We start from the raw sequence: 20,428 nt of genomic DNA, 5'->3' as shown, positions 1-20,428 counted from the left end.
GCCTGGCTCCTACCGTAGGAGCCAGGCTTGCCGGCGAAGAACGACCGCGACCTAACGCGCGGCGAGTTCCTCGATGCTGATCTCGCGCATCTTGAACTTCTGCACCTTGCCGGTCACCGTCATCGGGAATTCATCGACAAAGCGGAAGTGACGCGGGGTCTTGAAGTGGGCAATGCGGTTCTTGCACCACTGTTGCAGCTCGATCTCACTGGCGCTGTGACCGGGGTGGAACTTGATCCAGGCGACGATTTCCTCGCCATAGCGGCTGCACGGAATGCCGATCACCTGCACGTCGGCCACCGCCGGGTGGGTAAAGAAGAACTCCTCCAGCTCCCGCGGATAGATATTCTCGCCACCGCGGATGATCATGTCCTTGTTGCGCCCGGTGATGCACACATAGCCCGCTTCATCCATGGTCGCCAGGTCGCCGCTGTGCATCCAGCCGGCCGGGTCGATGGCTTCACGGGTGGCCTCCGGGTTACCCCAGTAGCCGAGCATCACGCTGTAACCACGGGTGCACAGTTCACCCAGCTGGCCGCGCGGCACGACGCAGCCGTGTTCGTCGATGATCTTCGTCTCCAGCTGTGGCTGGGTACGGCCGACCGTGGTCACCCGCAGTTCCAGTTCATCGTCGGGGCCGGTCTGCAGCGACACCGGGCTGGTTTCGGTCATGCCGTAGGCAATCTGCACTTCGCTCATGTGCATGTGCTCGATCACCCGGCGCATCACGTCGATCGGGCAGGTCGCCCCGGCCATGATGCCGGTGCGCAGGCTGGACAGGTCAAAGTCGCTGCGTTGAGGCTGGTCGAGCATGGCGATGAACATGGTCGGCACTCCGTAGAGCACCGTGGCCCGCTCCTGCGCAACCGTGTCCAGGGTCAGCAACGGGTCGAAGGCATCGTTGGGGTAAATCATTGCACTGCCGTGGACCATGCACCCCAGGTTACCCATGACCATGCCGAAGCAGTGGTACAACGGCACCGGGATCACCATCCGATCCTGCTCGGTCAGGCCCAGGCTCTGGCCGACCATGTAGCCGTTGTTGAGGATGTTGTAGTGGCTGAGCGTGGCACCCTTGGGAAAGCCGGTAGTGCCGGAGGTGTACTGGATGTTGATCGGCTGGTCGAACTGCAGGCTTTGCTGGCGGGCCAGGTAGTCGCCCGCCTCGGTTTGCCCCGCCCGCTGCCCCAGCGTATCCCAGGGCAGAAAGCCTGGCGGTGGCGCGCTGTCCAGGCTGATCAGCCCGCGCAGTTCCGGCAGGCGCTCGCAGTTGAGCTGGCCAGGTACCTGTTCACCGAGTTCGGGCAGCAGTTCGCCGAGCATGGCGTGGTAGTCGGAGGTCTTGAAGTTGCCGGCGCACACCAGCCAGTGGCAACCGGACTGCTTGAGTACATACTCAAGTTCACTGGTGCGGTAGGCCGGGTTGATGTTGACCAGGATCACGCCGATCTTGGCCGAGGCGAACTGGGCGATGGCCCACTGCGCGCAGTTCGGTGCCCAGATGCCCATGCGGTCGCCGGTCTTGAGCCCCAGGGCCATCAGCGCCCGGGCGTGATGATCGACACTCTCGGCCAGTTGCTGCCAGGTGTAACGCTGCTGCTGATGACGCACCACCAGGGCGTCGCGCTGGGCGAACCGCGCAACTGTGTGGTCAAAGGCCTGGCCGATGGTGGTGGCCAGCAAAGGCTTGTCCTGACGCCCCTGGGTATAACTCGGTTGATTCATGGCGGTCCCTTGTTTGTGTTTGTTCTGGGAGCTGATTCAAGCGGTTCCTACTCTGGCTCATATTTACGTTAACGTAAAGGTCATGGTGCGATTGACAGTCACCCAACACAGGTTTACGTTAACGTAAAGGTGATGAAGCAATACCGACCCAACTCCAAGAACAAAACGTAGAAGGTGCCCGCATGCATTATCCAACCCTGAACTTCGCCCTGGGCGAGACCATCGATATGCTCCGCGACCAGGTGCAGTCCTTCGTCGCTACCGAGCTGGCACCCCGCGCCGCGCAGATCGACCAGGACAACCTGTTCCCCGCCGACATGTGGCGCAAATTCGGTGACATGGGCCTGCTGGGCATCACCGTCAGCGAAGAATACGGCGGTGCCGGCCTGGGCTACCTGGCGCACGTGGTGGCCATGGAAGAAATCAGCCGCGGCTCGGCTTCGGTCGCCCTCTCCTACGGCGCGCACTCCAACCTTTGCGTCAACCAGATCAACCGCAACGGCAACGCCGAACAGAAAGCCAAGTACCTGCCCAAGCTGATCAGCGGCGAGCACATCGGCGCCCTGGCCATGAGCGAGCCCAACGCCGGCTCCGACGTGGTGTCGATGAAGCTGCGCGCCGAAGAGCGCGGCGACCACTTCGTCCTCAATGGCAGCAAAACCTGGATCACCAACGGTCCCGACGCCAACACCTACGTGATCTACGCCAAGACCGACCTGGAAAAAGGCCCGCACGGCATCACCGCATTCATCGTCGAACGTGACTGGAAAGGCTTCAGCCGCAGCAACAAGTTCGACAAACTGGGCATGCGCGGCTCCAACACCTGCGAGCTGTTCTTCGACAACGTCGAAGTGCCGAAGGAAAACATCCTCGGTGTGCTCAATGGCGGTGTAAAAGTGCTGATGAGCGGTCTGGACTATGAACGCGTGGTGCTGTCCGGCGGCCCGACCGGGATCATGCAGGCGTGCATGGACCTGGTGGTTCCTTATATCCACGACCGCAAGCAGTTCGGCCAGAGCATCGGCGAGTTCCAGCTGATCCAGGGCAAAATTGCCGACATGTACACCCAGCTCAACGCCAGCCGCGCCTACCTGTACGCCGTGGCCCAGGCCTGTGACCGCGCCGAAACCACGCGCAAAGACGCTGCCGGGGTGATCCTGTATACCGCCGAACGCGCGACCCAGATGGCGCTTGAGGCCATCCAGATCCTCGGCGGCAACGGCTACATCAACGAGTTCCCGGCCGGCCGCTTGCTGCGCGACGCCAAGCTCTATGAAATCGGTGCCGGCACCAGCGAAATCCGCCGGATGCTGATCGGGCGCGAACTGTTCAACGAAACCCGCTGAGCACAAGGACAACGCCCATGGCAACCCTGCATACCCAGATCAACCCGCGCTCGGCCGAGTTCGCCGGCAACAGCGCGGCCATGCTCGAACAGGTCCAGGCCCTGCGTACCTTGCTCGCCCAGGTCCAGCAAGGCGGCGGCCACAAGGCCCAGGAACGGCATACCTCGCGCGGCAAATTGCTGCCGCGCGATCGTATCGACCGCCTGCTCGACCCCGGTTCGCCTTTCCTTGAGATCGGTCAGCTGGCCGCCCATGCTGTTTATGGTGAAGACGTACCGGCTGCCGGTGTCATCGCCGGTATCGGTCGTGTCGAAGGCGTCGAATGCATGATCGTCGCCAACGACGCCACGGTAAAAGGCGGTTCCTACTACCCGCTGACCGTGAAGAAGCACCTGCGCGCCCAGGCCATTGCCCTGCAAAACCGCCTGCCGTGCCTGTACCTGGTGGATTCCGGCGGCGCCAACCTGCCGCGTCAGGATGAGGTGTTCCCGGACCGCGAACACTTCGGTCGCATCTTCTTCAACCAGGCCAACATGAGCGCACTGGGCATTCCGCAGATTGCCGTGGTCATGGGCTCGTGCACTGCCGGCGGTGCCTACGTGCCGGCCATGGCCGACGAGGCGATCATGGTGCGCCAGCAGGCGACGATCTTCCTCGCCGGTCCGCCCCTGGTCAAAGCCGCCACCGGTGAAGTGGTCAGCGCCGAAGACCTCGGCGGTGCCGATGTGCACTGCAAAACCAGCGGCGTCGCCGACCACTATGCCGAGAACGACGAGCACGCCCTGGCCATCGCCCGTCGCTGCGTGGCCAACCTCAACTGGCACAAGCTCGGCACACTGGCGCAGAAAACCCCGATTGCACCGCTGTACGACGCCGAGGAGCTGTATGGCATCGTTCCGGCCGACGCCAAGCAGCCCTTCGATGTCCGTGAAGTGATCGCGCGGCTGGTCGACGGCTCGGTGTTCGACGAATTCAAGGCGCTGTTCGGTACCACCCTGGTGTGTGGTTTTGCCCACCTGCACGGTTACCCGATTGCGATCCTGGCCAACAACGGCATCCTCTTCGCCGAAGCCGCGCAAAAAGGCGCGCACTTCATCGAACTGGCCTGCCAGCGCGGTATCCCGCTGCTGTTCCTGCAAAACATCACAGGCTTCATGGTCGGCCAGAAATACGAGGCCGGCGGTATCGCCAAGCACGGCGCCAAGCTGGTGACGGCGGTGGCCTGTGCTCAGGTGCCGAAGTTCACCGTGATCATCGGCGGCAGCTTCGGTGCCGGCAACTACGGCATGTGCGGCCGCGCCTACGACCCACGCTTCCTGTGGATGTGGCCGAACGCGCGAATCGGCGTAATGGGCGCCGAACAGGCGGCAGGCGTGCTGGCCCAGGTCAAGCGCGAACAAAGCGAACGTAGCGGCCATCCGTTCAGTGCCGAGGACGAAGCCCGGCTCAAGCAGCCGATCCTCGACCAGTACGAGCACCAGGGCCACCCCTACTACTCCAGCGCCCGCTTGTGGGACGACGGCGTCATTGACCCGGCGCAAACCCGCGACGTTCTCGGCCTGGCGTTGTCTGCCGCCCTCAACGCACCGATTGAACAGAGCCGTTTCGGCATTTTCCGGATGTGACCATGAGCGACTTCACTACCCTTGAACTGATCAAGGACCCCCGTGGTTTCGCCACCCTGTGGCTGAGCCGCGAAGACAAGAACAACGCCTTCAACGCGCAGATGATCCGCGAGCTGATCCTGGCCATCGACCAGATCGCTGCCGACAACAGCTTGCGCTTTGTCCTGCTGCGCGGCCGTGGCCGCCACTTCAGCGCCGGCGCCGACCTGGCCTGGATGCAGCAATCGGCGGCGCTGGATTACAACAGCAACCTCGACGATGCCCGCGAACTGGCCGAGCTGATGTACAACCTGGCCAAGCTCAAGGTACCGAGCCTGGCCGTGGTGCAAGGTGCTGCCTTTGGCGGTGCGCTGGGCCTGATCAGTTGCTGTGACATGGCCATCGGCACCCAGGAGGCGCAGCTGTGCCTGTCGGAGGTGCGTATCGGCCTGGCACCGGCAGTCATCAGCCCGTTCGTGGTCCAGGCCATGGGCGAGCGTGCCGCGCGCCGCTATGCCCTGACCGCCGAGCGCTTCAGCGGTGAGCGTGCCCGTGAACTGGGCTTGCTCGCCGAAGCCTACCCGGCCGCGGAACTTGAACAACACGTCGAGCAGTGGATCGACAACCTGCTGCAGAACAGCCCCCAGGCCATGCGCGCCAGCAAGGACCTGATGCGTGAAGTCGGCCACGGTGAACTGACCCCGGCGCTGCGCCGCTACTGCGAAAACGCCATTGCCCGCATCCGCGTCAGCCCCGAGGGGCAGGAAGGCCTGCGCGCCTTCCTGGAGAAACGTTCCCCGAACTGGCAGCCCGCACCGTCGAACAAGGAGCCGCGCCCATGAGCCGCACCCCGTTGACCACCCTGCTGGTTGCCAACCGCGGCGAGATCGCCTGCCGGGTCATGCGCACCGCCAAAGCCCTGGGCCTGACCACGGTGGCGGTACACAGCGCCATCGACCGCGATGCCCGCCACAGCCGCGAAGCCGACATCCGCGTCGACCTCGGCGGTGCCAAGGCCGCCGAGAGCTACCTGGACATCGACAAGCTGCTGGCCGCGGCCAAGGCCAGTGGTGCCCAGGCCATTCACCCCGGCTACGGCTTTCTCTCCGAGAATGCCGGCTTCGCCCGCGCCATCGAAGCAGCCGGGCTGATCTTCCTCGGGCCACCGGCCAGCGCCATCGATGCCATGGGCAGCAAATCGGCCGCCAAAGCGCTGATGGAAGAAGCCGGCGTGCCGCTGGTGCCGGGCTATCACGGCGCCGCCCAGGACCTGGAGACCTTCCGCGCTGCCGCTGAAAAAATCGGCTACCCGGTACTGCTCAAGGCCACCGCGGGCGGTGGCGGCAAGGGCATGAAAGTGGTCGAGAGCGAAAGCCAGCTGGCCGAAGCCCTGGCCTCGGCGCAGCGCGAAGCCCAGTCTTCGTTTGGCGATTCGCGCATGCTCGTGGAGAAGTACGTTCTCAAGCCGCGCCACGTGGAAATCCAGGTATTCGCCGACCAGCACGGCAACTGCCTGTACCTCAACGAACGCGACTGCTCGATCCAGCGCCGCCACCAGAAAGTCGTTGAAGAAGCGCCCGCGCCTGGCCTCAGCGCCGCGCAGCGCCAGGCCATGGGCGAAGCCGCAGTCAAGGCAGCCCAGGCCATTGGCTACGTCGGTGCCGGCACGGTCGAGTTCTTGCTCGATGCCCGTGGCGAATTCTTCTTCATGGAGATGAACACCCGCCTGCAGGTCGAGCACCCGGTCACCGAGGCCATTACCGGCCTCGACCTGGTGGCCTGGCAAATCCGCGTAGCCTGCGGCGAACCGCTGCCGATCACCCAGGCACAGGTACCGCTCAACGGTCACGCCATTGAAGTGCGCCTGTACGCCGAAGACCCGGCCAGTGATTTTCTTCCGGCCACCGGCCGCCTGGCGCTGTACCGCGAGTCGGCGGCGGGTGAAGGGCGACGCGTCGACAGCGGTGTCTGTGAAGGTGACAGCATCTCGCCGTTCTACGACCCGATGCTGGGCAAACTGATCGCCTGGGGCCAGACCCGCGAACAGGCGCGCCTGCGTCTGCTGGCGATGCTTGATGAATTTGCCATCGGCGGCCTGAAGACCAACATTGCCTTCCTGCGCCGCATCCTGGCACACCCGGCTTTTGCCGATGCCGAACTGGATACCGGATTCATCCCGCGCTACCAGGAGCAACTGCTACCGGCAGCGCAACCGTTGCCGGCACTGTTCTGGCAAGCGGCGGGCGAAGCCTATATCCAGAGCCAGCCGCTGCTGCAGCGCGCGGACGACCGCAACTCGCCCTGGGCATCCAGCAGCGGCCTGCGTGCCGGCCTGCCAGCGCAGATAAGCCTGCACCTGCGTGCCGATGGCCAGGACCAGGCGGTCAACCTCAGTCACGCCAGCGCGCCGTCGCTGACGCTGCAGGGCGAGCACCTGACCGTCGAACATGACGGCCTGCGCCGCCGTCACCTGGCGATCCGCCGGAACGACACGCTGTACCTGCACTGGGACGGCGAGCTGCACGCCATCACCCGCTTCGACCCGATCGCCGAAGCCGATGCCAGCCACAGCCACCAGGGCGGCCTCAGCGCGCCCATGAACGGCAGCATTGTGCGGGTGTTGGTCGAAGTCGGTCAGGCGGTTGAAGCCGGTGCGCAACTGGTGGTGCTCGAAGCCATGAAGATGGAACACAGCATCCGCGCAGCCCAGGCCGGTACGGTCAAGGCGCTGTTCTGCCAGGAAGGCGAGATGGTCAGTGAAGGTACGGTGCTGGTGGAGCTGGAAGAAGCCTGACGGCGCATTGCCTGAAGCGAACGACGACCGTGTGGGTGTAGCGGTCGTCGTTGGCTGCCGGCGTTGTCAGAACTTCATCAACGCCTGAACCACCACACCCAGCACCAGCGTATGCTCGGTAAACAGTGTCTTCGGGTAGGTCGGGTTCAAGGGCTTCAGGTAGCGCTGGCCACCCTCCTCGATCAACTGCCGGAAAATCGCCACAGCGTCCGGCGCCTCGCGCACGATCAGCAACTTTTCAGGCTCGGCCGCAAGGCCGGTGTCGATCAGGATCAACATGCCCTCGGGCACACTCAAGCCCACCGGCGCGGTCATCGCATCGCCTTCGACACGCAACCAGAAACCACGCGCCTGCGTTGCATAGTCGCTCGACTGGCGTGGCCAGGTCGAGGCCACCGGGAGCTCGTCGATAAGCGCCCAGCTCACTATCGGATAGCAATAGTACAGTTCGTGGGTGTGACCGTCGGCGCCGGTCATAGCCGTGGGGTGCACGGTGTCGCCGTACACAGCGCTGTTCTCTCGCATCTGCACCGCGGCCCCTATCTGCAGCGGGCCCAACCCGACCTCAACCAGAATCTGATTGATCATGTGCAGCTTGGGCTCACGCTCAGCACGTAACCAGTGCCCCACAGCGCCTTGGGTAACACCCATTCGTTCGGCGAGTTTTTCCTGCGTGAAGTCGATTTCACGCATCCTTTCTTTAACTGCATCAGTCCACTTATCCATCGTTGGCACGATACGGACTGCCCTTTGGCACTCAATACACAAATTGTAGTATTTAAACCTCCACATAAACTACAAAACGTATTATTAATGGCTGCGACGTTTGATTGCTTACTTTCAAGGCAGGTAGCCACATGAAGCAGACATATCCTGAAAAGGATCTTGCACTGGATAACGAGTCACTCAGCAACAGCGACGCCGCCCGCCGTGCGCTGGACTTCTACTTGAACCCCACGCCCGCGGGCGACCCTGTCAACGCGTGCTGGCTGGTGCCGCGTGATGACATCAGCGAGCTCCAGGCCACTGAGCACGCTGCACAACTGCTGCGCTGTGCCGCAGCCACGGCCTATGAGTCCGCCAACGGCTTGCAAGGCATGCAGCGCGACCTGGCGCTCACGGTGGTGCACATGATCAACATGGCCAAAACGGTGCTCGACCACCTGCCGGCGCAGCAGCGATCCTGAACAGACAGAAGGGAAGCAAAACGTGGAAAGTCGCGGCAATGGCGGCGCTAGAGCGGGTCATTGCGGGAGGAAGGCCCATTCGGTAAAAGTTTTTTACTGAATGAGGGAAAATTCATTTGACTTGCAAATGATAACGATTATTATTGCTCACAACTGGTCGCGAGACTGGTTGGATAAACTGAAAGGCCTTAGGTCGGACTCTCAGATTATCTCCTCATCAGGCTAATCACGGTTTTTGACCCGGCTTTTTGCCGGGTCTTTTTTTTGGCTCTTCAGGCTAATGAAGGCGGGTGCTGCTTGAATGGCCGCGATGATAGCAAAGGAATGTCGCACGGTGAAGCATGTAACAATGCTTTGCAGAATTAGCACTTGAGAATCAATCTCGTTACAACTAAGCTGTTGTCGCGTCAAGGAAGACGCCCCCTCTTCCCCCCACCCAGCAAGGAGCTTGTACATGACCCGTCTGTTGCTGCCCCTTGAGCACCACCCTCATTCTCACGACATGACGGACGACAGCCTGCTGCTGCAGCTTAAAAAGCTGCCGCGTCGTGTTCAGCAAGTGTTTCTTCTGAGTCGCCTCGACCAACTGAGTTTCGCCGCCATCGCCAAACGCCTGGACCTTCCGGCATTGACCGTGGAGCGCCACATGAACCAGGCCCTGCAGAGCGTATGCCCGAACGCCGATGCGCTGGCAAGCAAGGCTGGCCAGTGGTACGTGCGCTTGCAGAGCCCGCAGGTCACCGCCAGTGAGCGTATCGACTTTCGCCGCTGGCTCGATGCTGCCCCGGCGCATCGCGACGCCTTCCATGCCACCGAACTGCGCTGGCGCACCCTGCTGGGCCCGGCCCGCCAGCTGGGCGTTGATGCCTGGTACCGTCAGCCTCGTGCCGCCTTGTCAGTGGGTGGTTGCTCGATGGCCATCGGCCTGGCCCTGGCCGCATTGGCAGCGATCGGTTTCTGGTCGTGAGCCAGGCGTGTAGAGTGGGCAACACAACAACTCTACAGGTGCCTGGTGATGACTGTGACGCTGCCCCCTTTGCACATCGATTGCGATTTTGATTCCGGCAATATCCTGATCAACGACACCAGCGACCCGCGCCAGACACGCCTGGCCATTCGCCCGGACACCCACAGCGATCACTTCCAGTGGTTCCACTTCAAGGCCAGCGGCCTGACCCCGGGCCAGCAGCACGGCTTTGTGCTGGAAAACGCCGGCCAGTCTTCCTATAACCAGGCCTGGCAGGGTTATCAGGCGGTAGCGTCCTACGACCAGCAAAACTGGTTTCGCGTGCCCACCCGCTTTGAAGGCAACGCCCTGAGCTTTACCCTCGACGCCACGCAACCCCAGGCCTGGTTCGCCTATTTCGAACCTTACTCCCGCGCCCGCCACAACCAGTTGATCGAACGCGCGCGCGCCCTGCCCGCTGTCGAACTGATCGCCACCGGCCGCAGTGTCGAAGGCCGCGACATCCCCTTGCTGCGCGCAGGCGACGGTGCCGCGGGCAAACGCAAAATCTGGATCATCGCCCAGCAGCATCCGGGTGAGCACATGGCCGAGTGGTTCATGGAAGGCGTGATTGACCGCCTGGCGCGCAACGATCCGACCCTTCAGGCACTGCTAACGCGGGCCGACCTCTTCCTGATCCCCAACATGAACCCGGACGGTGCCTTCCGCGGGCACTTGCGCACCAACTTCGCCGGCCAGGACCTCAACCGCGCCTGGCAGAACGCAAGCATCGACAAGAGCCCGGAAGTGTTCTTTGCCCAGACGCAGATGAAGCAGCACGGTGTCGATATGTTCCTCGACGTGCATGGCGACGAAGAAATCCCCCATGTGTTCACCGCCGGCTGCGAAGGCAACCCGGGTTACACCGAGCGCCTGGCCGGCCTGGAAAAAGCCTTCCGCGACAACCTGTGTGCACGCACGGTCGACTTCCAGCAGGTGCACGGCTATCCGCGCTCGGCACCGGGCCAGGCCAACCTGACCCTGGGCGCCAACAGCGTCGGCCAGACTTATGAGTGCCTGTCGCTGACCCTGGAAATGCCGTTCAAGGACCACGACGAAGCCCCCAATGCGCAGACAGGCTGGAATGGCCATCGTTCGAAGAAACTGGCTGACGCGGTGCTGGATGTGCTGGAGCAGATGGTCGATACCTTGCGCTGAGCGGCATCGACCTCCCTGGTTTGTATCAAGCCTGACCGTGGGCCTTGTGCTTGAGCTTCTCGGTGTCGACGCGTACGAACACCGAGTCGGCAGTCACGGTCAGGACATCGCCCGCCCACACCTCGCAGATCACCCGGCTCTTGCGCCCTACTTCGCCTTCGACCCGGGCCTTGAGCAGCAGCTCGACACCCATCGGGGTTGGCTTGAGGTAGGTCAGGTTCAATTGGCCGGTCACGCAGTCCAGCCGCGGCAGGCTGCCAGGCTCGCGGCCTTCGGCGCGGTAGTGGTAGGCCATGGCCGTCCAGTTGGAATGGCAATCGACCAGCATCGCCAGCAGGCCGCCATACACCAGCCCCGGCCAGCCGAGAAAGGTGCTGTCCGGCGAGTGCCGGCAAACCAGATGAACTCCGTCTTCGTCCCAATGACTTTTCACATGCAGGCCACTGGGATGGGAACAACCGCAGCCATAGCAAACGCCTTCGGGCGCGGCCAGTTCCTGGAGGGATAGCAGGTGGTTACTCATAAGCTTCCTGATTGTCTGTTTTAGAGGGAAAGCGCAGGCTGATAGTAACGTCATGTAACGCAAAAGCCCATGAACAGGTCATGGGCTTTCTACTGCGCAAAGGTGCAGGCTAGGCGCCTTTGCCCACCACGGCAGGGAGGGCGCTGGATGCGGATTTTCGCCGGGTCAGCGAGATCAGCAGGATCGCCAGGGTAACGCCTGCGGTCATCAGGGTTTCGTAGCGGTAGGCCGGGCTGATCAGCATGTAGCCCAGCACCATCACGATCACGCCGATCACCAGCCACGTGAGCCAGGGGAACAGCCACATCTTGAACGCCAGTTCGGTACCGGCACGGTCGGTAATGGCGCGCATGCGCAGTTGCGACACGGCAATCACCAGGTACACCAGCAGCGCGATGGCACCGGTGGTCGAGAGCAGAAAACCGAAGACCTTGCCCGGAAATACATAGTTGACCAGGCACCCGGCGAAGCCTGCGAAGGTCGAGAGGATCACCGCCACGGTCGGCACGCCATTGCCGGAAATACGCTTGGTCATCGGCAGCGCTTCACCCCGCGAGCCCAGCGAATAGAGCATCCGCGACGCGGTGTACAAGCCCGAGTTCATGCAGCTGGTCACCGCCACCAAGACCACCAGATCGACCAGCAGCTTGGCCCCCGGTACGTTCAGTACTTCCAGCACGCGCTGGAATGAGCCCACTGATTTGAGCCCCGGATCGTTCCAGGCCACCAGCGACACGATAAAGAAGATCGACACGATGTAGAAAATCGCGATGCGGTAGACCACAAGGTTGGTGGCTTTGCGAATCTTGTCTTTCGGGTTGGCGGTTTCGTCGGCCGCGATGGTAACGATCTCGGCGCCGAAAAACGAAAAGATGGTAACCAGCACGCCGCCCAGCACTGCGCCGAAGCCATTGGGCATGAAGCCGCCGTTGGCCCATAGCTGGCTGACGCCGGAGGTCTGTTGCGCCAGCGGCCACACCCCGAACACCGCCAGGGTACACACGACAATAAAGGCCAGGATCGCCACGACCTTGATCAGGGCGAACCAGTATTCGAACGCACCAAAATTCTTCACGCTGATCAGGTTGGTACCCGACAGCACGACCATGATCAGAAAGGCGAACAACCAGGACGGCACCGCCGGGAAATAGGCATGAAGGATGTCAGCGCCAGCGATGGCCTCAACCGGAATGATCAACACCCAGAACCACCAGTACAGCCAGCCGATGGTGAAACCGGCCCAGGGGCCGATGGCCTGGCTGGCGTAGGTGGAAAACGAGCCGCTGTCGGGATTGGCAATCGCCATTTCACCGAGCATGCGCATCACCAGCAGCACCAGCAGGCCGGTCATGGTGTAGGAAATGAGAATGGCCGGGCCGGCGGTGGCAATGGCGGTGGAAGAACCGATGAAAAGTCCCGCACCGATGATGCCGGCAATGGAGATCATCGACACCTGACGCGAGGTCAGGCCATGCTGCAGCGAACGCTGTTTCTTTTGTTGTAGCGATGCCATGTTCAACCCTCAACTGGGTATGTCGGCGACGCATGCGTCAGCGACAGGAATAGAGCAGAAATTATTATTGGACGTGGTGACGGTTGTTATTTTAAGTGGCCCGTACCCAACCGAATTAAATAGTCCTCCAGCGCCGGTTTAATTAACTTTCAAGCAGCACAAAACGGTCAGTTAGTTGCACTGACAATGGCGATTTGGCTACTGCGAATTTCAGTTGAAATCCTTGATACGGATCAGTATTAATCTAGAGGAGTGACGCCTACAAACGACCTTTTAGAAGCACATAATTCCATTACGGAATGACCTCACGCCTTTTTCGCTGGATTACCCGCCATGTCCAAACGCCTGATGCCTTCCACGACCGCCCTGCAGTGCTTCGAAGCCGCCGCCCGGCATTTGAGCTTCACCCGCGCCGCCCAGGAGTTGCACCTGACTCAGAGCGCGGTAAGCAAACAGGTTGCCCAGCTTGAGGACATGCTCAGCCATCCACTGTTCCAGCGCATTCGCCGGCGCCTGCACCTGACACCGGCCGGCGGCCTGTACCTGGCCGAAGTGAACAAGATTCTCGTGCAGCTGGACATGTCGAGCCGCTACATCCTCAGCTACGGTGGCGAGACCGAAGTGTTGCGCATCGCCACCCAGCCGACCTTTGGCGAGCGCTGGCTGGTACCCAACCTCAAGGGCTTTGGCGACTGCCACCCACGCATTCACCTGGACATACGCAATGCCCTGGAACCCTTCGACCTGATCCAGGCCAAGGCCGACATCGCGTTTTTCTTCGGTCAGGGCACCTGGCCCGGGGCCACCTGCATCGAGTTGTTCAACGAGACCGTGGTACCGGTGTGCTCACCACAACTGCTCAGCCAGCACCGTTTCGACAGCGCCAGCGCGCTGGTGGCCCACCGTCTGCTGCAGTGCACCTCGCGCCCGGAGGCCTGGCACGAATGGTTCCAGGGCCAGGGCCTGCACAGTGAAAACAGCTACCACGGCCCGCGCTTCGACACCTTTTCCATGTGCATACGCGCCGCACAAGCCGGCTGCGGCATTGCCCTGATCCCGCACTACCTGGTGGCCGAGGAACTGGCCGAGGGCAAGCTGGTGATTGCCTGGCAGCATGCCAAACCCAGCGAAGGTTCGCATTTCATTGCTCATGCCGAGCATGCAGCCGAAGTGCCCAAGGTACGAGCGTTCGTGCAGTGGATCAGGCAGCGGGTGCAATTACAGGCGCAACATTCATAATTTCAGGAATGACTGCAATCGTTTAATTCGCTTGCACCAAGGCCGCTGCGCTCGCTTAGATACCGGCATAACTTGCCAGAGCGCGCGTGCATATGAATCACGATTTTATCAGCCAATCCATTTCAGTTGTTCACCCGATAACCCTGAGCCACGGTAAAAATGCGCAAGTCTGGGATACCGCGGGTAAACGCTACATTGATTTTGTCGGAGGTATCGGCGTATTGAACCTGGGGCATTGTCACCCCGGTATTGTTGCCGCCATACAACATCAAGCGACACGCCTTACGCACTACGCCTTCAATGCCGCAGGGCACGAGCCGTATATTGAACTGATGCGTCGCCTGGCCGATTTCGTGCCGCTGTCTTACCCACTGAGCGGGATGCTCACCAACAGCGGCGCCGAAGCCGCCGAAAACGCGTTGAAGATCGTCCGCGGTGCTACCGGTAAATCGGCAATCATCGCGTTTGACGGCGGCTTTCATGGGCGCACCCTGGCCACCCTGAACCTCAACGGCAAAGTGGCACCGTACAAGCAGCGCGTCGGCCTGTTACCAGGGCCGGTGTATCACTTGCCCTACCCGAGCGTTGACACCGGGGTAACCAGCGAGCAGGCCTTGCAGGCGCTGGAGCGTCTGTTCAGCGTTGAAATCGACGTAAATGAAGTGGCAGCGGTAATTTTCGAGCCGGTTCAGGGCGAAGGCGGCTTTCTGGCCATGGAACCGGCGTTTGCCCAGGCGCTGCGCCGTCTCTGTGATGCCCACGGGATCCTGATGATTGCCGATGAGATCCAGTCCGGTTTTGGCCGCACCGGCCAGCGCTTTGCGTTCCCGCGCCTGGGCATCGAACCGGACCTGCTGCTGATGGCCAAAAGCATTGCCGGCGGTATGCCGCTGGGGGCGGTGGTCGGGCGCAAGGCCCTGCTCGACAGCCTGCCCAAGGGCGGCCTGGGCGGCACCTATTCGGGCAACCCGATGGCCTGCGCCGCAGCGTTGGCCACCCTGGAGGCCATGACCGATGCCAACCTCGCCACCTGGGGTGAGCAGCAGGAAACGGCCATTGTCAGTCGCTACCAACGCTGGCAGGCCAGAAACCTTTCGCCTTACCTGGGACGGCTGACGGGCACTGGCGCCATGCGCGGTATCGAACTGGTCGATACCAAGGGCGCTCCCGCCCCTGCTCAGCTTGCACAACTGCTGGCGGCGGCCAGGGATGCCGGGCTGCTCCTGATGCCCAGCGGCAAGGCCCGGCACATCATCCGCCTGCTGGCGCCACTGACCATTGAACCGGCGGTGCTCGAAGAAGGCCTGGACATTCTTGAGCGATGCTTGGCGCAGTTGACCTGAGTCAGATCACCTTCACCGCACGGCCAATGAACTGGATCGGCCCGGTCGGCTTGCCGGTTGGCGAGCCACCGCGTCCTTCGAGGGTCAACTCGAACAGTTGGTTAGGCTCCAGTGGTGGCAGCTTGTCCAGAGGGATCTGCAAGGTCTGGCCAGGCTTGACCAGGCCCAGGGACACAGGCGCCTGCCACCGCTCGCCTTTGGTCCAGAACTGCAGGGACTTGTCAAGCGGCACCTCAACCACACCCAAGGGTATCAACTGCATGTTCTGCCGTTCGCCGGCCTGAATAACCCAGCCGGGGGCGTTGCTCTGAGGCGCCACCAGCACCACCAGGTATGTCGGAGCGCTGACCGGTGGTGCGCGCAGCAGCAATACGCCAAGCACCAGGCATGCGCTTACCGCTAGCGCCGTCAACCCACGCCACAACGCCAGCCGATCCCACCAGTTGATGCGCTCAACCGGTTGCAATCCCCCCACACTGTCGACGATTCGCGGCCAGACGCTGGCAGGCGGCGGTGTCGGCGCTGCCAGTTCGGTCAACGGCAGCAGGCGCTGCTCCCAGGTGTCGACCGCTGCCTGCAACGCAGGATCATGGTCCAGGCGCTGCTCGATTTCTGCACGCGGTCCAGCGGCCAGAGTACCCAGCACATACTCGGCGGCCAGCAGGTCCATTTCATCCTGGGTGTCGTTATCCGGGTCGTCTTTCATTGCAGGCACTCGCGTAAAGCAGCCAGGCTGCGCTTGATCCAGGCTTTCACCGTACCTAGCGGCGCGTTAAGGTGTCGGGCGATCTGGGTGTGGGAAAAGCCGTCGACGTATGCATGCACAATGCAGGCACGACGATTAGCCGGGAGTTTTTCCAGGCACTGTTGCAGACGTGACGACGGCAGGTGTTCCTCACGCTCGGCAGCCTCTGCGTCCGGCTGCTCCAGCGCCGCATCATCACTGACTTCACGCTGGTGTTGACGCAGCGCGTTGAGCGCCAGGTGTCGGGTGACACTGTACATCCAGCCCCGACCGCTGCCGCGTTGCGCATCAAATCCTGCGGCGCCCGTCCAGATGCGCAGGAAGGCATCGTGCAGCAGGTCTTCCGCCTCGGCAGGTTCACGCACCAGGCGCAACAACACACCGTACAGCCGCGTCCCTTCCTGCTGATACAACCGGCGCAGGGCCTGACGCTCGCCACGTGCGCACGCGGCCAGCTGCGCCTCATAATCGAAAGGGGGTTCGGGTAATGACACAGGCATCCGCCGTCACAGGGTGGTTGTCCCCCACAACGAGGGGGCGCTTGGCAGTTGCAGCGTAGTCGACTTCCGTCGCGCACAAGGCCCTACTGGGCCGCCCAGAAAATATAGTCGGCCTGGTAGTCGACTTGCTCGCGCTGGCCCTTCTGGGCCAACCCGCAAGCGCTACTCGGCGCCACCCCGCCTTTGAGGGCCACGCGCTGGATATAGGTAACGCCCGTCATCGCCCCCTGCCCTTCGGCCGGGTTGGCCTTGACCAGTTGATACGGCAGATTGCCCGGACTTGAAGGCGCCACCGCCAGTTGCGTGCCGGTGACTTTTGACCCGTCCTTGGCCTGCCAGGTGGCCGGTGGGCCGAAATAGCTACCCACGGCCTTGCCACTACGGTCTCGAAGCTGCGCCTTGGGGCCAACGAATACCCACTCGGTCTGGCCCGGCATGTCGGCCTTTTCACGGCACTCGTAGGTGATCTCACCCATACCGACGGTTTCCAGGGCGACTTTGTGGCCGTCGGGCACGTTGATACTGTCAGGCAATACTGTGGCGGCCTGAGCCTCCGACAACGGCATCAGGCAGGCACAGGCAAAGGCGGCACAGGTCAGGTTGAAGCGGTTCTGGCAGCTCATGGCATTGCTCCGTAACAGGCAAGGGGTTGGCAGCACTGATGCTGCTACCAGTACTACCCGCCAGAACGGAAAACGGATGCAGGCCAATAAAAATAAATTACAGCCCCAGTTCCTGAGGGGTGAGCATGTCGCATTCAAATGCGATCCAGCCGCCTTCCAGCTCGGCATGGCCATTGACGATCGGGCCGTAGTAGCTCAGGCCGTTGTCCAGGGTCACGCAGATATGCGTGGCCTTGTCGGGCGCCGCCAGGGTGCCGACAAAATGGACCTTTTTCAGGGTTTCGGTGACTGCCTCGAGACCGACCCGGATCGCGACGTTTTCCACCGCTTCGACGTCTTCGTGCAAGTCGTCGCTGACGGTCACGGTGGCTGTGTAGTTGTACATGCTTGAACTCCAACGACGGATAGATCGGCGTCTGCTGACGCACGCGGGCGCCTAGGGTAATGGAGTGTCACGGAAAAATCCCGTTTGCTTCGACATCCGGCAGCAGCAAACACTGGTATTGTGCGCCCCCCGCCAAGACTATTCAGGGAATACACATTGACCGCTGAACAACACCTGACCTCGGACCTGTTCGAAGTCGACAAGCGCCTGGGCCTCAAGCCTGTGGTGGATTTCAACACCTACCTGGAAAAGGCCTTCGGTGCCGGTCCCTGCCGCTGCAGCCGCTGCCAGGCCGCTGCCGGCGACGAAACCGGCTACACCCACGCACACAGCTTCGACTTCGCCGGCCAGGTCGTGCATCGGCGCTTCGCCACCACCTCGGGCAGCGACGTGCTGCTGGTACTGAAGAAAGCCTGGTTGTCGTACACCAAGAACGACCTGCCGGCGCTGGGCAGCCTTGACCGCGACACCCTGCTCGCCTTCGTCGAACCGGCCTTGCACAAGCGCCTGTTGCCGCTGCTGCTGGCCAGCGGGCTGGTCAAGGAAGTGGACGGGCAGTGGTTGTTGCAGGCACAAGCCGGCGACTGACACGTACTAACCGCCGGTTTGCGCCCTCAGCTGTCAACCGCCAACGCATAGGGCCCCTGCGCCAATTGCTCGCGCAGGAATGCCACACAGCTGCGCACTTTCGCCGAGCTGCTCGAACGTGCGGCCGTCACCGCCCAGACATCGGCGGATTGGTAGTGGCTGGGCAGCACACGCACCAACGAGCCGTCAACAAGGTTGCCGACCACGTCCCAGTACGACGCCATGATGATGCCGTGGCCATCCAGCGCCCACTGGCGAACAATGTCGCTGTGGTTGGCGGCCATGGGGCCGGTGACCTTGACCGTCTCGGCACCGCCCGGGCCGATCAGGCGCCACACCCCGAAGCGGTCGTCCCGGCTGCGAAACAGCAGGCAATCGTGCTGCGCCAGCTCTGCCGCCACCCGTACCGGCCCGCGCCGCGCCAGGTAATCAGGGGCGGCCGCCAGCACGCGCTTGTTCTCGACCATGCGATGGGCAATCAGGTGCTTTTCCTGGACTTCACCCACGCGGATATCGATGTCGAAGTTCTCGCCGATCAGGTCGACGCGACGGTCCATCAGTTCCAGCCAGATGTCCAGGTCGGGATGCCGCTTGCGCAGCAACGACAGGATCGGCGCCACGTGCTCGCGCCCCAGGCGCAGGCTGGTACTGATGCGCAAGGTGCCGCGCGGCTCGCTGAGCGCACCGGACAACGACTCGAGCATGGACTCGACGTTCTCGAGAATTTTTTGCGCCCAGGCAAACGCGGCCTCGCCATCGCTGGTGATGTTCACCCGCCGGGTGGTGCGGTTGAACAGCTTGACTCCGAGTAGCGTCTCCAGCGTGGCGATACGCTTGCTGACATGGGCCGGTGACAGGCCGGTTTCGGTCGCTGCGGCGATAAAACTGGAACGCCGGGCCACCTCACAGAACAGCTGCAGGTCACGCAGCAGCGGCTCATTATTCGCTATCAGCGCATTCTGAATCTTCATTCGCCCCGATTATCTCCCCGGTGTTTTTTATTAGCCTCTCATAAACCGTCTTCGCGGTCTGCCTTTACCCACAAGAACAATGAGAGCCCCATGAACCCACTGCGCATCGCCGTCGCCGGTGCCGGCCTGATCGGCCGCCGCCACATCGAACTGATTCAGGCCAGCAGTGCCTGCCACCTGTGTGCCCTGGTCGATCCGGCACCGGGTGCTGCCGAACTGGCCAGTGCCGCCGGGGTGCCACTGTATGCGTCGCTGGAACAACTCTTCAGCGAGCAGCGTCCGGACGGGGTGATCCTTGCCACGCCCAATCATTTGCATGTCGAGGGGGCGCTGGCCTGTGTCGAACAGGGCGTGGCGGCCTTGATCGAGAAGCCGGTGGCGCATACCCAGGCAGAAGGTAGGCGCTTGCTGGCCATTGCCGGGCAAGGCGATGCACGCCTGCTGGTCGGCCATCACCGGGCCCACAGTGCGATCCTCGCCAAGGCCCGCGAAGTGATCGCCGAAGGGCTGCTGGGCGACCTGGTGGCGGTCATGGGCAGTGCCCTGTTCTACAAGCCCGACGACTATTTCGATGCCGCACCCTGGCGTCGCCAGGCCGGTGGTGGCCCGGTGCTGATCAACCTGATCCACGAAATTGGCAATCTGCGTTCGCTGTGCGGCGAAATCACTGCCGTGCAGGCCCAGGCCTCCAACGCCACCCGTGGCTTTGCCGTGGAAGACAGCGTGGCCATCAGCCTGCGCTTTGCCAGCGGCGCCCTCGGCACCTTCATGCTCTCGGACACTGCCGCCTGCGCCCGCAGCTGGGAGCAAACCGCACGTGAGAACCTCGATTACCCAAGCTACGACGACGAAGACTGCTACGTGATCGCCGGCACCCGTGGCTCGCTGTCGATCCCGAGCATGCGCCTGAAGTACTACGAACAACGCGAAGACCGTTCCTGGTGGAAACCCTTCAACACCGCCATCGCTGAACCGGAACAGGCCGACCCGCTGCAGCGCCAGCTGGCGCACTTCTGCCAGGTGATTCGCGGCGAGGTTAAACCGCTGGTGACGGTCCGCGACGGCCTGCGCAATCTGCAGATCGTCGAGGCCATCAGCCAGGCCGCGCACAGCGGTCGCATTGTCGATACCGCATCGCTGTAACCCCTGCTGCACCTCCATAACAACAACAAACGGAG

20 protein-coding genes are annotated in these 20,428 nt (G+C 62.3%); 11 read left to right on the top strand and 9 right to left on the bottom strand.

The features are described from left to right. Positions 1–51: 51 nt before the first annotated feature. Positions 52–1,725, bottom strand: coding sequence for an AMP-binding protein (locus I5S59_RS10530; RefSeq protein WP_197876540.1), 1,674 nt, complete (start codon positions 1,723–1,725; stop codon positions 52–54). Positions 1,726–1,907: 182 nt separating this feature from the next. Between I5S59_RS10530 and I5S59_RS10525 the strand changes: the two genes are divergently transcribed. From I5S59_RS10525 to I5S59_RS10510, 4 genes are read left to right on the top strand one after another with little or no spacing between them, the layout of a single operon-like run. After that, the gene (locus tag I5S59_RS10525) at positions 1,908–3,071 is read left to right on the top strand and encodes an isovaleryl-CoA dehydrogenase (RefSeq protein ID WP_197876539.1); all 1,164 of its coding nucleotides are present in this window, start codon (positions 1,908–1,910) and stop codon (positions 3,069–3,071) included. A 17-nt stretch (positions 3,072–3,088) separates the two neighbouring features. After that, positions 3,089–4,696: a carboxyl transferase domain-containing protein gene (locus tag I5S59_RS10520; RefSeq protein WP_197876538.1), complete on the top strand. Its 1,608-nt coding sequence runs from the start codon at positions 3,089–3,091 to the stop codon at positions 4,694–4,696. A gap of 2 nt (positions 4,697–4,698) precedes the next feature. Further along, on the top strand, positions 4,699–5,517 hold the full coding sequence (locus tag I5S59_RS10515; RefSeq protein WP_197876537.1) for a gamma-carboxygeranoyl-CoA hydratase: 819 nt from the start codon (positions 4,699–4,701) through the stop codon (positions 5,515–5,517). Beyond that, positions 5,514–7,469: an acetyl/propionyl/methylcrotonyl-CoA carboxylase subunit alpha gene (locus I5S59_RS10510; protein ID WP_197876536.1), complete on the top strand. Its 1,956-nt coding sequence runs from the start codon at positions 5,514–5,516 to the stop codon at positions 7,467–7,469. Before I5S59_RS10515 ends, I5S59_RS10510 begins: the two co-directional genes overlap by 4 nt. A 66-nt stretch (positions 7,470–7,535) precedes the next feature. On the opposite strand, the gene I5S59_RS10505 is transcribed toward I5S59_RS10510, so the two are convergent. After that, complete coding sequence (locus I5S59_RS10505; protein ID WP_232239682.1) at positions 7,536–8,162, bottom strand: XRE family transcriptional regulator; 627 nt, start codon at positions 8,160–8,162, stop codon at positions 7,536–7,538. 164 nt (positions 8,163–8,326) lie between these two features. Here I5S59_RS10505 and I5S59_RS10500 point away from each other — a divergent pair, with 164 nt between their 5' ends. The 3 genes from I5S59_RS10500 to I5S59_RS10490 all read left to right on the top strand — a co-directional run bounded on the left by I5S59_RS10500 (position 8,327) and on the right by I5S59_RS10490 (position 10,820). Beyond that, complete coding sequence (locus tag I5S59_RS10500) at positions 8,327–8,656, top strand: DUF6124 family protein (RefSeq protein WP_197876534.1); 330 nt, start codon at positions 8,327–8,329, stop codon at positions 8,654–8,656. A 454-nt stretch (positions 8,657–9,110) separates the two neighbouring features. Then, positions 9,111–9,623, top strand: coding sequence for a DUF4880 domain-containing protein (locus tag I5S59_RS10495; RefSeq protein ID WP_197876533.1), 513 nt, complete (start codon positions 9,111–9,113; stop codon positions 9,621–9,623). A gap of 48 nt (positions 9,624–9,671) precedes the next feature. Continuing rightward, on the top strand, positions 9,672–10,820 hold the full coding sequence (locus tag I5S59_RS10490) for a M14 family metallopeptidase (protein ID WP_197876532.1): 1,149 nt from the start codon (positions 9,672–9,674) through the stop codon (positions 10,818–10,820). Positions 10,821–10,845: 25 nt separating this feature from the next. Here the strand turns inward: I5S59_RS10490 and I5S59_RS10485 are convergent, their stop codons facing one another. Both I5S59_RS10485 and I5S59_RS10480 read right to left on the bottom strand, forming a co-directional pair. Continuing rightward, a complete protein-coding gene (locus I5S59_RS10485) occupies positions 10,846–11,343 on the bottom strand; it encodes a PaaI family thioesterase (protein WP_128325078.1) in 498 nt (165 codons plus the stop codon). Between the two features lie 109 nt (positions 11,344–11,452). After that, the gene (locus tag I5S59_RS10480; protein ID WP_197876531.1) at positions 11,453–12,856 is read right to left on the bottom strand and encodes an amino acid permease; all 1,404 of its coding nucleotides are present in this window, start codon (positions 12,854–12,856) and stop codon (positions 11,453–11,455) included. Between the two features lie 333 nt (positions 12,857–13,189). Here I5S59_RS10480 and I5S59_RS10475 point away from each other — a divergent pair, with 333 nt between their 5' ends. Both I5S59_RS10475 and I5S59_RS10470 read left to right on the top strand, forming a co-directional pair. Next, positions 13,190–14,095, top strand: coding sequence for a LysR substrate-binding domain-containing protein (locus tag I5S59_RS10475; RefSeq protein ID WP_197876530.1), 906 nt, complete (start codon positions 13,190–13,192; stop codon positions 14,093–14,095). Between the two features lie 92 nt (positions 14,096–14,187). After that, positions 14,188–15,438, top strand: a complete 1,251-nt coding sequence (locus I5S59_RS10470; RefSeq protein ID WP_197876529.1) for an aspartate aminotransferase family protein — start codon at positions 14,188–14,190, stop codon at positions 15,436–15,438. A 1-nt stretch (position 15,439) separates the two neighbouring features. On the opposite strand, the gene I5S59_RS10465 is transcribed toward I5S59_RS10470, so the two are convergent. The 4 genes from I5S59_RS10465 to I5S59_RS10450 form a co-directional block, all read right to left on the bottom strand. Further along, positions 15,440–16,144: an anti-sigma factor gene (locus I5S59_RS10465; protein WP_197876528.1), complete on the bottom strand. Its 705-nt coding sequence runs from the start codon at positions 16,142–16,144 to the stop codon at positions 15,440–15,442. Next, entirely contained in the window at positions 16,141–16,683 is a 543-nt protein-coding gene (locus tag I5S59_RS10460) for a sigma-70 family RNA polymerase sigma factor (protein WP_197876527.1), read from the bottom strand. The genes I5S59_RS10465 and I5S59_RS10460 overlap by 4 nt, the downstream gene beginning before the upstream one ends. A gap of 83 nt (positions 16,684–16,766) precedes the next feature. Beyond that, on the bottom strand, positions 16,767–17,249 hold the full coding sequence (locus I5S59_RS10455; protein WP_232239688.1) for a DUF3455 domain-containing protein: 483 nt from the start codon (positions 17,247–17,249) through the stop codon (positions 16,767–16,769). Positions 17,250–17,403: 154 nt separating this feature from the next. Continuing rightward, on the bottom strand, positions 17,404–17,691 hold the full coding sequence (locus tag I5S59_RS10450) for a hypothetical protein (protein WP_128325072.1): 288 nt from the start codon (positions 17,689–17,691) through the stop codon (positions 17,404–17,406). A gap of 156 nt (positions 17,692–17,847) precedes the next feature. On the opposite strand from I5S59_RS10450, the gene I5S59_RS10445 reads away from it, so the two are divergent. Beyond that, a complete protein-coding gene (locus tag I5S59_RS10445) occupies positions 17,848–18,279 on the top strand; it encodes a hypothetical protein (RefSeq protein WP_197876525.1) in 432 nt (143 codons plus the stop codon). A 26-nt stretch (positions 18,280–18,305) separates the two neighbouring features. On the opposite strand, the gene I5S59_RS10440 is transcribed toward I5S59_RS10445, so the two are convergent. Then, positions 18,306–19,250 carry a LysR family transcriptional regulator gene (locus I5S59_RS10440; protein ID WP_197876524.1) on the bottom strand — a complete coding sequence of 315 codons (945 nt, stop codon included), beginning with the start codon at positions 19,248–19,250 and terminating at the stop codon, positions 18,306–18,308. Between the two features lie 90 nt (positions 19,251–19,340). Here I5S59_RS10440 and I5S59_RS10435 point away from each other — a divergent pair, with 90 nt between their 5' ends. Beyond that, the gene (locus I5S59_RS10435; RefSeq protein WP_197876523.1) at positions 19,341–20,393 is read left to right on the top strand and encodes a Gfo/Idh/MocA family protein; all 1,053 of its coding nucleotides are present in this window, start codon (positions 19,341–19,343) and stop codon (positions 20,391–20,393) included. The last annotated feature ends 35 nt before the right edge of the window (positions 20,394–20,428 follow it).

The organism is Pseudomonas alkylphenolica, from assembly GCF_016009175.1.
Lineage (GTDB): Bacteria > Pseudomonadota > Gammaproteobacteria > Pseudomonadales > Pseudomonadaceae > Aquipseudomonas > Aquipseudomonas alkylphenolica_B.
The sequence above is the reverse complement of the archived record's forward strand: the minus strand, read 5'-3'. Positions and strand labels throughout refer to the sequence as shown.